The organism is Streptomyces sp. NBC_00249 (assembly GCF_026342355.1).
Taxonomy (GTDB): domain Bacteria; phylum Actinomycetota; class Actinomycetes; order Streptomycetales; family Streptomycetaceae; genus Streptomyces.
The window spans coordinates 1,373,991-1,385,675 of record NZ_JAPEMV010000001.1; the positions used below are offsets into that span (position 1 = coordinate 1,373,991).

Below are 11,685 nucleotides of genomic sequence, written 5' to 3' on the forward strand. Positions count from 1 at the left end.
CCACGGGCGCTGCCAGCACCACCGCTCAGCCGGACCGACGGCACGCACCACACCCGTTCCACGCACCCGCGTATCCCTCAGCGCACCCTCATAGCGCTCGCCGGAGGCAATACCGTGAAGGACATCCTGGACGCGATTCAGTCGCAGTCCGCCACCGCCGCAGACTTCGCCGCACTGCCGCTGCCCGACTCGTACCGCGCGATCACCGTGCACAAGGACGAGGCGGAGATGTTCGCGGGGCTCACCACCCGCGAGAAGGACCCGCGCAAGTCCCTGCACCTCGACCAGGTCCCGGTGCCCGAACTCGGCCCGGGCGAGGCCCTGGTGGCCGTCATGGCCTCCTCGGTCAACTACAACTCCGTGTGGACCTCGATCTTCGAGCCGGTCTCCACCTTCAGCTTCCTGGAGCGCTACGGGCGCCTGTCGGAGCTCACCAAGCGCCACGACCTCCCGTACCACGTCATCGGCTCCGACCTCGCGGGCGTCGTGCTGCGCACCGGCCCCGGCGTCAACGCCTGGAAGCCGGGCGACGAGGTCGTCGCGCACTGCCTCTCGGTCGAGCTGGAGTCCTCCGACGGCCACAACGACACGATGCTCGACCCCGAGCAGCGCATCTGGGGCTTCGAGACCAACTTCGGCGGCCTCGCCGAGATCGCCCTCGTCAAGTCCAACCAGCTGATGCCCAAGCCCGACCACCTCAGCTGGGAGGAGGCCGCCTCCCCCGGCCTGGTCAACTCCACCGCCTACCGCCAGCTGGTCTCGCGCAACGGCGCCGGCATGAAGCAGGGCGACAACGTCCTGATCTGGGGCGCGAGCGGCGGCCTCGGCTCGTACGCCACGCAGTTCGCCCTGGCCGGCGGCGCCAACCCGATCTGTGTCGTCTCCTCCCCCGAGAAGGCCGACATCTGCCGGGCCATGGGCGCCGAGGCGGTCATCGACCGCAACGCCGAGGGCTACAAGTTCTGGAAGGACGAGCACACCCAGGACCCCAAGGAGTGGAAGCGCTTCGGCAAGCGCATCCGCGAGCTGACCGGCGGCGAGGACGTGGACATCGTCTTCGAGCACCCGGGCCGCGAGACCTTCGGCGCCTCCGTGTACGTCACCCGCAAGGGCGGCACCATCGTCACCTGCGCCTCGACCTCCGGCTACAACCACGAGTACGACAACCGCTACCTGTGGATGTCGCTCAAGCGGATCGTCGGCTCGCACTTCGCGAACTACCGCGAGGCGTGGGAGGCCAACCGCCTCGTCGCCAAGGGCAAGATCCACCCCACCCTGTCGAAGGTCTACTCCCTGGAGCAGACCGGCCAGGCGGCCTACGACGTCCACCGCAACCTCCACCAGGGCAAGGTCGGCGTCCTCGCGCTGGCCCCCGAGGAGGGCCTGGGCGTCCGCGACCACGAGATGCGCGCCCAGCACCTCGACGCCATCAACCGGTTCCGGAACATCTGAAGTCCGCAGAGGAACTCCTGAGATGACAGAGCGCCAGAAGGACCGTCCGTGGCTCATGCGGACGTACGCCGGCCACTCCACGGCCGAGGCGTCCAACGAGCTGTACCGCCGCAACCTCGCCAAGGGACAGACCGGCCTGTCGGTGGCCTTCGACCTGCCGACGCAGACCGGTTACGACCCGGACCACATCCTCGCCCGCGGCGAGGTGGGCCGCGTCGGGGTCCCGGTCTCCCATCTGGGCGACATGCGGCGGCTGTTCCAGGACATCCCCCTGGAACAGATGAACACCTCGATGACGATCAACGCCACCGCCATGTGGCTGCTGGCGCTCTACCAGGTGGCCGCCGAGGAGCAGGGCGCGGACGTGTCCCTGCTCCAGGGCACCACCCAGAACGACATCGTCAAGGAGTACCTCTCGCGCGGGACGCACGTCTTCCCGCCGGGGCCCTCGCTCCGCCTGACGACGGACATGATCGCGTACACGGTCAACCACATCCCGAAGTGGAACCCGATCAACATCTGCTCGTACCACCTCCAGGAGGCCGGGGCCACCCCGGTCCAGGAGATCTCGTACGCGATGTCGACCGCGATCGCCGTGCTGGACTCGGTGCGCGACTCGGGCCAGGTCCCGGAGGACCGTTTCGGCGAAGTGGTCGCCCGTATCTCCTTCTTCGTGAACGCGGGCGTCCGCTTCATCGAGGAGATGTGCAAGATGCGCGCCTTCGGCCGCATCTGGGACCAGGTCACCCGCGAGCGCTACGGCATCGAGAACGAGAAGCAGCGCCGGTTCCGCTACGGGGTCCAGGTCAACTCCCTCGGCCTGACCGAGGCGCAGCCGGAGAACAACGTCCAGCGGATCGTGCTGGAGATGCTGGCCGTCACCCTCTCCAAGGACGCCCGCGCCCGCGCCGTGCAGCTGCCGGCCTGGAACGAGGCGCTGGGCCTGCCCCGGCCCTGGGACCAGCAGTGGTCGCTGCGCATCCAGCAGGTCCTGGCGCACGAGAGCGACCTGCTGGAGTACGAGGACATCTTCGCGGGCTCCCACGTCGTGGAGGCCAAGGTCGAGTCCCTGGTGGCCGAGTGCCTGGCGGAGATCGACCGGATCCAGGAGATGGGCGGCGCGATGGCCGCCGTCGAGTCCGGGTACCTGAAGTCGCAGCTGGTCTCCTCGCACGCCGAGCGGCGGGCGCGGATCGAGGCCGGCGAGGACAAGATCGTCGGGGTGAACTGCTTCCAGCAGACGGAGGAGAACCCCCTCACCTCCGACCTGGACGGCGCCATCATGACGGTGGACCCGGCGGTCGAGGCGCTCACGGTCGAGCGCATCCGCCGCTGGCGGGCCGAGCGGCAGGAGTCCTCGGAGCGTCAGGGCAACGGCGACCCCTTCGTCTTCCCCACCACCCAGCAGGCCCTGGAGCGCCTCAAGGAGGCCGCCGCCGGGACCGAGAACCTGATGGAAGCCACCCTGGAGTGCGCCCGCGCGGGTGTCACCACCGGCGAGTGGTCGAGCGCGCTGCGCGAGGTGTTCGGCGAGTTCCGCGCCCCGACCGGGGTCTCCTCGGCCCCCGTCGCGGTCGCCGCCGAGCCCGGTACGCCGATGCACGAGGTCCGCGCCAAGGTGGCCCGTACGGCCGACGAGCTCGGCTCCGGCCGGCTGCGCCTGCTGGTCGGCAAGCCCGGCCTGGACGGGCACTCCAACGGCGCCGAGCAGATCGCCGTCCGGGCCCGCGACGCCGGCTTCGAGGTGGTCTACCAAGGCATCCGGCTGACGCCCGAGGAGATCTCGTCGGCGGCGCTGGCCGAGGACGTGCACTGCGTGGGACTGTCCATCCTGTCCGGATCCCACAGCGCACTCGTCCCGGATGTCCTCGAACGCCTGCGCGCGGCGGGGGCGGGTGACATTCCCGTCATCGTCGGAGGCATCATTCCGAACGCGGATGCCGTGACACTGAAGGCGGCCGGTGTGGCCGCCGTCTTCACGCCGAAGGACTTCGGCATCACGGAGATCATCGGCCGCATCGTCGACGAGATCCGCAGGGCCAACAAGCTCGACCCCCTTCAAGACACCGCACACCTTGCCAGCACGGAGGTCCCCGCATGACCACGCCAGTCCACCCGGTGAACCGTCTTCGCCCGCGTCGCTCCTGCCTCGCGGTACCGGGTTCGAACCCGCGCTTCCTGGAGAAGGCCCAGGGCCTGCCGGCCGACCAGGTCTTCCTGGACCTGGAGGACGCCTGCGCGCCGCTCGCCAAGGAAGGCGCCCGCCACACCATCGTGGACGCGCTGAACAACGGTGACTGGACGGGCAAGACCCGGGTCGTGCGCGTGAACGACTGGACCACGCACTGGACGTACCGCGACGTGATCACGGTCGTCGAGGGCGCCGGCCAGAACCTCGACTGCATCATGCTGCCGAAGGTCCAGGACGCCCAGCAGGTCGTGGCCCTGGACCTCCTCCTGACCCAGATCGAGAAGACGATGGGCTTCGAGGTCGGCAAGATCGGCATCGAGGCGCAGATCGAGAACGCCAAGGGCCTGGTGAACGTCGACGAGATCGCCGCCGCCTCCCCCCGGCTGGAGACGATCATCTTCGGCCCGGCCGACTTCATGGCGTCGATCAACATGAAGTCCCTGGTCGTGGGCATGCAGCCGCCCGGCTACGGCGCGGACGCCTACCACTACATCCTGATGCGGATCCTGATGGCGGCCCGCATGCACAACCTCCAGGCGATCGACGGCCCCTTCCTCCAGATCCGCGACGTGGACGCGTACCGCGAGGTGGCCGGCCGGGCGGCGGCGCTGGGCTTCGACGGCAAGTGGGTGCTGCACCCGGGTCAGGTCGACGCGGCCAACGAGGTCTTCTCCCCCTCGCAGGAGGACTACGACCACGCCGAACTGATCCTCGACGCCTACGACTGGTGCACCTCCGAGGCCGGCGGCAAGAAGGGCTCCGCGATGCTCGGCGACGAGATGATCGACGAGGCCAGCCGCAAGATGGCCCTGGTCATCGCGGGCAAGGGCCGCGCGGGCGGCATGCAGCGCACCAGCAAGTTCGAGATCCCGGAGGCCTAGGACCATGCAGTTCGGACGCACTTACGAAGAGTTCGAGGTCGGCGCGGTCTACAAGCACTGGCCCGGGAAGACCGTCACCGAGTACGACGACCACCTCTTCTGCCTGCTGACCATGAACCACCACCCGCTGCACATGGACAGCAACTACGCCGAGAACACGACCGACTTCGGCAAGAACGTCGTCGTGGGCAACTACATCTACTCGCTGCTGCTGGGCATGTCGGTGCCCGACGTCTCCGGGAAGGCCATCGCCAACCTGGAGATCGAGTCCCTGCGGCACGTGGCCCCGACCTTCCACGGCGACACGATCTACGGCGAGACCACGGTCCTCGACAAGACCCCGTCGAAGTCGAAGAACGACCGCGGGATCGTCTACGTGGAGACCAAGGGCTACAAGCAGGACGGCACCCTCGTCTGCGTCTTCCGGCGCAAGGTGATGGTCCCGACCGAGACGTACATCAAGGAGCGCGGCGGCGAGCAGCCCGGCCGGCCCCAGCTGAAGGAACAGGGGAAGTAGCCATGGCCCGACTCGCCCAGACCGCCGGCCTCACGGACGTCCAGCGGGAGATCCTCAAGACCGTCCGGGAGTTCGTCGACAAGGAGATCATCCCGGTCGCGACCGAGCTGGAGCACCGCGACGAGTACCCGCAGGCGATCGTCGACGGGCTCAAGGAGCTCGGCCTGTTCGGCCTGATGATCCCCGAGGAGTACGGCGGCCTCGGTGAGTCGCTGCTCACCTACGCGCTGTGCGTCGAGGAGATAGCGCGGGGCTGGATGTCCGTCTCGGGCATCATCAACACCCACTTCATCGTGGCGTACATGCTCAAGCAGCACGGCACGCAGGAGCAGAAGGACTACTTCCTGCCCCGCATGGCGCTGGGCGAGGTGCGCGGCGCGTTCTCGATGTCCGAGCCGGGCCTGGGCTCCGATGTGTCGGCCATCACGTCGAAGGCGGTGAAGGACGGCGACGAGTACGTCCTGAACGGCCAGAAGATGTGGCTGACGAACGGTGGCTCCTCCACCCTGGTGGCCGTCCTCGTCCGAAGTGACGAAGGACACCCCGAGGGCACCGCGCCGCACAAGTCGATGACGACCTTCCTGGTCGAGAAGGAGCCCGGCTTCGGTGAGGTCCGTCCGGGCCTGACCATCCCGGGCAAGATCGACAAGATGGGCTACAAGGGCGTCGACACGACCGAGCTCATCATGGACGGACTGCGCATTCCGGCCAATCGGGCCCTCGGAGGCCAGACCGGCCGAGGGTTTTACCAAATGATGGACGGGGTCGAGGTCGGCCGCGTGAACGTGGCGGCGCGTGGCTGCGGTGTCGCTCAGCGTGCGTTCGAGCTGGGTGTCTCGTATGCCCAGCAACGTCACACTTTCGGCAAGCCGATCGCCGAGCACCAGGCCATCCAGTTCAAGCTGGCCGAGATGGCTACCAAGGTCGAAGCCGCCCATGCGATGATGGTCAATGCGGCACGCAAAAAGGACTCCGGGGAACGAAACGACCTCGAAGCAGGGATGGCGAAGTACCTCGCCTCCGAGTACTGCAAGGAGGTCGTGGAGGACGCCTTCCGTATCCACGGCGGATACGGATTCTCGAAGGAGTACGAGATCGAGCGCCTCTACCGCGAGGCCCCGATGCTGCTGATCGGTGAAGGTACCGCCGAGATCCAGAAAATGATCATCGGGCGACGCCTGCTGGAGGAGTACCGACTCCAGGGCTGAAAGTCCCTTTTGCGGCGGATCGTCCGACGGTTCGCCGCAGAAGAGTCACTGCCAGTCACTGGCCGACGGCCATCGACTCGGCTTCTGGCTTGCCCAGTTGTTGCGCGCAACCGATAGCATTCCAGTAAAGCCGCCGTCCCGTCCCCCCGTTTGCGGCGCGGCAATCACCCGCTACGAAGGTCATCCATGCCCCACAGCCAAACCTCTGCACCTCGCGACAGCCTCCTTGGCGTACGCCTCGCGCGCGGAGCATCGCCGTGGCTTCTGCCGACCGTCGCCACCGCGGCGCTCAGCCTCACCCGGGCCCGCAAGTCCGGACGCTGGGCCGCGGCGGCCGTGCCCGCCACCGCGCTCGCCGCGGGCATGCTGTGGTTCTTCCGCGACCCCGAGCGTGAGATCGCCCAGGGCCGCGTCATCTCCCCGGCCGACGGCGTGGTGCAGAGCATCATGCCGTGGAAGGACGGGCGCACCCGCGTCGCGATCTTCATGAGCCCTCTGAACGTCCACGTCAACCGGGCGCCCCTCGCGGGCACGGTGACGTCCGTGGAGCACATCCCCGGCGGGTTCGTCCCGGCGTTCAACAAGGAGAGCGAGAACAACGAGCGCGTCGTCTGGCACTTCGACACCGAGCTCGGCGACATCGAGATGATCCAGATCGCCGGCGCCGTCGCGCGTCGCATCGTCCCGTACCTGCCGGCCGGAACCAAGGTGGAGCAGGGCGAACGCATCGGTCTGATCCGCTTCGGCTCGCGCGTCGACATCTACCTCCCCGAGGGCGTCGAAGTCGCGGTCGAGGTCGGTCAGACCACCACCGCGGGGGTGACCCGAATTGACCGTGACTGACCCTGAGACTCCCGCCACAGGCTGGGTGCCCGAAGCCGCCGAGGAGGAGTCCGCCGAGGACGACATGCCGCTCTCGCTGCGGCTGTCGATAGCGGACACCCTCACCCTCGGCAACGCGACCTGCGGATTCATGGCGGTGTACTTCACCACCACCGGAATCCTCATCCCGCACCTCACCGGCAGCGGCGAGTCGGGCATGGCCCGGCACAGCGCGGCCACCGCGGTGATACTGATGCTGCTCGCGGCCGTCTTCGACCTCTTCGACGGCATCGTGGCCCGCAAGCTGCGCAGCTCGCCGATGGGCGCGGAGCTGGACAACCTGTCCGACCTGATCAGCTTCGGACTCGCCCCGGCGTACTTCGTGCTGGTCTACGGCATGGTCGCGGACGACGCACACCAGAAGATGTCCGCGCTCGCGGCGATCGTGGTGCTGCTGGCCGTCGTACTGCGCCTCGCGAGATTCAGCTGCGTGACGATGAAGGACGGCATGTTCCAGGGCATGCCGAGCCCCTTCGGCGCCCTGACGGTCGTGTCCATCGTGCTGCTCGGGCTGCCCTTCATCCCGACCCTGCTGGCGATCTTCGGCGTGGCCTGGCTGATGGTGAGCCGGGTCGAGTACCCCAAGCCGCGGGGTGTCCTCGCGGTGGCGATGCTCAGCTGGATCGTCGGCGCGATGGGACTGCTCGCGGCCTGGGCGTTCGACGCCCCGGGCGGCCAGCTGCTCCTCCAGGCCGGCTGCGCCCTGCAGATCGCCCTGGCGGCGACCATCCCGCTGTTCGCGACGACCCGCCGCGCGAACACCTTCCGGCACAACCGGCGGGAGGCGCGGGCGGCGCAGCTGCCGTAACGCTGCCGCTCGGCTGTACGCACGAAGGCCCCGCCTGCTCCGGCAGCCGGGGCCTTCCCCTTTTTTGACGCGTGCCTCGCGCCGCTCAGCGCTGGCGCGCTTCCCGGGCTTCGGCCCGCTGCGCCGGCCTCCGGCCGTCGGTGGCCGGGCGGGGCCGGTTCAGGTGGCCGGGGCCCGTCTGCTGTCTGCGGACCGTTGCCCGCTGCGCGGGGCGGGGTCCCCTACCCGCCCTTCCACCGTTCCCGCCTCAAACGCCGGCGAGGCTGGGTGGGTGCGCCTCACTACACGGAGCTCCGCGCCCGCGCCTCAAACTCCCCCAGCTACCGCTGGGAGGTGCCCCCTGGCGGGGCTGGGAGTGCTTACCCGCACCCGAACAGCTCGGTCGGCCAAATCCAGCCCCTCCGGCGTTTGAGGAGCGGGGGTCCGGGGGCTGGCCCCCGGCAACCCACCCGCACACGAACAGCTACGCCGCCCAACCCAGCCTCGCCGGCGTTTGAGGCGCGGGGGTCCGGGGGCTGGCCCCCGGCAACGGAACCGCACACGAACGGCTACGCAGGCCAATATCCAGCCTCGCCGGCGTTTGAGGCGCGGGGGGCCGGGGGGTGGTCCCCGGCAACTGGCCCGCAGGTGGGCGGCTGCGCAGGCACCATCCAGCCCCGCCGGCGATTGAGGCGGCAGTGGGGGCCGACGGTAGGGTTGATGTCGGAAAACTGCCAGCCTTGGTGGGGGCTGCCGGGGAGGCTAGGGGCATGTACACCGATACCGACCGCTGCGTGCGGGCCGTGCAGTCGAAGGACGCCCGGTTCGACGGGTGGTTCTTCACCGCCGTGCGGACCACCGGGATCTACTGCCGTCCCAGCTGCCCGGCCGTGCCCCCCAAGGTCGAGAACATGAGCTTCCTGCCCAGCTCGGCCGCCTGCCAGCAGGCCGGGTACCGGGCGTGCAAGCGGTGCCGGCCCGACACCAGTCCGGGTTCGCCCGAGTGGAACGCCCGCGCCGACGCCGTCGCACGCGCGATGCGGCTCATCCAGGACGGGGTCGTGGACCGGGAAGGGGTGCCGGGGCTGGCGGCCCGGCTGGGGTACTCGACGCGGCAGGTCGAGCGGCAGCTCGGCGCCGAGCTGGGGGCCGGGCCGCTCGCGCTCGCGCGGGCCCAGCGGGCGCAGACCGCCCGGCTGCTGATCGAGACCTCCGAGCTGCCGATGGGTGACGTCGCCTTCGCGGCCGGGTTCTCCTCCATCCGGAGTTTCAACGAGACCGTCCGCGAGGTCTTCGCGCTCACCCCCGGCGAGCTGCGCGCCCGCGCCGCGCGGGCCGGGCGGTGCGAGCCCCGGGTGCCCGGGACGCTGAGCCTGCGGCTGCCGTACCGGGCGCCGCTGAACCCCGACAACCTCTTCGGGCACCTGGCCGCGACGGCCGTGCCCGGGGTCGAGGAGTGGCGCGACGGGGCCTACCGCCGGACGCTGCGGCTCCCGTACGGCACCGGGGTCGTGGCGCTCACGCCCGGCCCCGACCACATCGGCTGCCGGCTCGCGCTGACCGACCTGCGGGACCTGACCATCGCCATCAGCCGCTGCCGCTGGATGCTCGACCTGGACGCCGATCCGGAGGCCGTCGACGGCCAGCTGCGCTCCGATCCGCTGCTGGCCCCGCTCGTGGACAAGGCTCCCGGGCGCAGGGTGCCCCGTACGGTCGACGCGGCGGAGTTCGCCGTACGGGCGGTGCTGGGGCAGCAGGTGTCGACGGCGGCCGCCCGTACGCACGCGGCCCGGCTGGTGACCGCCTACGGGGAGCCCGTGGAGGATCCGCACGGCGGGCTGACGCACCTGTTCCCGAGCCCGGAGGCACTGGCGGCCCTCGACCCGGAGGCGCTGGCGATGCCGCGCAGCCGCCGGGCCACGCTGACCACGCTGGTCGGTGCGCTGGCGGACGGTTCGCTGCCGCTCGGGATCGACAGCGACTGGGAGCAGGCGCGGGCGCAGCTCAATGCGCTGCCCGGTTTCGGGCCGTGGACCACCGAGATCATCGCGATGCGGGCGCTGGGTGATCCCGACGCCTTCCTCCCGTCCGACCTGGGGGTGCGCCGGGCCGCCCGCGGGCTGGGCCTGCCGTCGACGCCCTCGGCCCTCACCGCCCGCGCGGCGCACTGGCGGCCCTGGCGTGCGTACGCCGTGCAGTACCTGTGGGCCACCGAGGACCACGCGATCAACCACCTGCCGTCCGTCCCCGTCCGAGGAGCACAGCAATGAGCAGCAAGCAGCACACCGTCGTCGACAGCCCCTACGGCCCGCTCACCCTGGTCGCGGCCGACGGGGTCCTGTGCGGCCTGTACATGACGGGGCAGCGCCACCGGCCCGCCGAGGAGTCCTTCGGGGAGCGGGTCGCGGCCACCGAGGAGCCGTTCCCGGAGGTGGTGCGGCAGCTGGGCTCGTACTTCGCCGGGGAGCTGACCGAGTTCACCGTGCCCGTGCGGCTGGAGGGGACGGCCTTCCAGCGCAGCGTGTGGGAGCAGCTGGTGCGGATCCCGTACGGGCAGACCTGGTCGTACGGGAAGCTGGCGGCGGAGCTGGGCAAGCCGAACGCCTCGCGGGCGGTGGGCCTGGCCAACGGGAAGAACCCGGTCGGCATCATCGTGCCCTGCCACCGGGTGATCGGCGCCTCGGGCTCGATGACCGGCTACGGCGGCGGTATCGAGCGCAAGGTGCGGCTGCTGGAGTTCGAGGGCGCGGGCCGGTAGGCCCTCAGACCACGGCGAGGGGGACGAGGAGCGCGAAGCCGGCGCCGGCCTCGACGGCGTAGGCGTAGAGGGAGGGGTGCTGGACGGGGGCGGCCAGCAGGACCACGCTCTGCTGGGTGGCGGCTGCCGTGACCCAGTCCTCGTCGGCGCCGAGCTTGCCCTGGTACCAGCCTTCGCAGGCGCCGGGGCCGGTGACGGCGAGGAGGTCGTCCTCGCGGCGGTAGAAGGCCTGCCAGCCCTCGGCGGGCGCGGACCAGCCCTCGAAGTCCTCGAACTGGGCCCAGCCGCCCTCGCGTATCGCGGTGTCGAACAGCCAGACCGGCGCCCCTTCGGGGGTGACCTCGCCGGCGGACTGCTGCTCGGTGGTGAAGTGGACCATGGGGAGGGCGTCGGAGCCGTCGGCCGTGCTGGGCCAGGCGTACATCGTGATCATCTGTTGATTCTGCCCTGCTCGAAGGGGGCGCTGGACAACTCCTGGGTACTGCCTGCTGTTACGCGTCCGCGGGGCGGCGGCCGTTCTCCAGTTCCACGGCTCCCTCGCCCGACTCCAGGACGCGGTACGCCTCTTGGGTGCGCCGGCCCAGCGGTCCGTCGAGGTACGTGGTGAGTTCGGCGGGCTCGACGAGCTTCCAGGAGAGCAGCTCGTCCTCCTGGAGGCGTACGGAGGCCAGCTGCGCGGCGTCGAGGACGCCGCCGTCGTAGAGGTAGGCGGCCAGCGGCGGGCGGCCGGGGCCGACGCTCCAGTCGACGGCGAGGAGCCGGCCGAGGGGGACGTCGATGCCGATCTCCTCGGCACTCTCGCGGCGGGCTGCGGTGCGCGGGGACTCGTCCTGGTCGGACTCGATCGTGCCGCCCGGCAGGGTCCAGCCCTCGCGGTAGTTGGGCTCCACCAGGAGCACGCGGCCCTCGGCGTCGCGGTAGAGGGCGGCGGCGCCGGCCAGCACCCGGGGCAGGCTCGCGATGTACGCGGCGTAGTCATCGGTGGTGGTCACGCCGCCACCCTAACCGG

Annotated in this window: 11 protein-coding genes; 9 read left to right on the forward strand and 2 right to left on the reverse strand. The window is 70.2% G+C overall.

Going from position 1 to position 11,685, the window contains the following annotated elements:
* Positions 1–114 precede the first annotated feature (114 nt).
* From ccrA to OOK31_RS06220, 9 genes are all read left to right on the forward strand, one after another.
* Positions 115–1,452 carry a crotonyl-CoA carboxylase/reductase gene (gene ccrA, locus OOK31_RS06180; RefSeq protein WP_267011302.1) on the forward strand — a complete coding sequence of 446 codons (1,338 nt, stop codon included), beginning with the start codon at positions 115–117 and terminating at the stop codon, positions 1,450–1,452.
* Positions 1,453–1,474: 22 nt separating this feature from the next.
* The gene (locus tag OOK31_RS06185) at positions 1,475–3,553 is read left to right on the forward strand and encodes a protein meaA (protein ID WP_267011303.1); all 2,079 of its coding nucleotides are present in this window, start codon (positions 1,475–1,477) and stop codon (positions 3,551–3,553) included.
* Positions 3,550–4,524: a CoA ester lyase gene (locus OOK31_RS06190; protein ID WP_267011304.1), complete on the forward strand. Its 975-nt coding sequence runs from the start codon at positions 3,550–3,552 to the stop codon at positions 4,522–4,524. The genes OOK31_RS06185 and OOK31_RS06190 overlap by 4 nt, the downstream gene beginning before the upstream one ends.
* A gap of 4 nt (positions 4,525–4,528) precedes the next feature.
* On the forward strand, positions 4,529–5,041 hold the full coding sequence (locus OOK31_RS06195; RefSeq protein WP_030155134.1) for a MaoC family dehydratase: 513 nt from the start codon (positions 4,529–4,531) through the stop codon (positions 5,039–5,041).
* Between the two features lie 2 nt (positions 5,042–5,043).
* Positions 5,044–6,249: an acyl-CoA dehydrogenase family protein gene (locus OOK31_RS06200; protein ID WP_267011305.1), complete on the forward strand. Its 1,206-nt coding sequence runs from the start codon at positions 5,044–5,046 to the stop codon at positions 6,247–6,249.
* Between the two features lie 186 nt (positions 6,250–6,435).
* On the forward strand, positions 6,436–7,092 hold the full coding sequence (locus OOK31_RS06205; RefSeq protein WP_267011306.1) for a phosphatidylserine decarboxylase: 657 nt from the start codon (positions 6,436–6,438) through the stop codon (positions 7,090–7,092).
* Positions 7,093–7,117: 25 nt separating this feature from the next.
* Positions 7,118–7,939: a CDP-diacylglycerol--serine O-phosphatidyltransferase gene (pssA, locus tag OOK31_RS06210; RefSeq protein ID WP_267011848.1), complete on the forward strand. Its 822-nt coding sequence runs from the start codon at positions 7,118–7,120 to the stop codon at positions 7,937–7,939.
* A 749-nt stretch (positions 7,940–8,688) separates the two neighbouring features.
* Positions 8,689–10,188, forward strand: a complete 1,500-nt coding sequence (locus OOK31_RS06215) for an AlkA N-terminal domain-containing protein (RefSeq protein ID WP_267011307.1) — start codon at positions 8,689–8,691, stop codon at positions 10,186–10,188.
* Positions 10,185–10,676 (forward strand): methylated-DNA--[protein]-cysteine S-methyltransferase, encoded by a 492-nt coding sequence (locus OOK31_RS06220; protein ID WP_267011308.1) that lies wholly within the window; start codon positions 10,185–10,187, stop codon positions 10,674–10,676. The genes OOK31_RS06215 and OOK31_RS06220 overlap by 4 nt, the downstream gene beginning before the upstream one ends.
* 4 nt (positions 10,677–10,680) lie before the next feature.
* On the opposite strand, the gene OOK31_RS06225 is transcribed toward OOK31_RS06220, so the two are convergent.
* Both OOK31_RS06225 and OOK31_RS06230 read right to left on the reverse strand, forming a co-directional pair.
* Positions 10,681–11,109 carry a hypothetical protein gene (locus OOK31_RS06225; protein WP_267011309.1) on the reverse strand — a complete coding sequence of 143 codons (429 nt, stop codon included), beginning with the start codon at positions 11,107–11,109 and terminating at the stop codon, positions 10,681–10,683.
* A gap of 58 nt (positions 11,110–11,167) precedes the next feature.
* Positions 11,168–11,668, reverse strand: coding sequence for an NUDIX hydrolase (locus tag OOK31_RS06230; RefSeq protein ID WP_267011310.1), 501 nt, complete (start codon positions 11,666–11,668; stop codon positions 11,168–11,170).
* Positions 11,669–11,685: the final 17 nt, after the last annotated feature.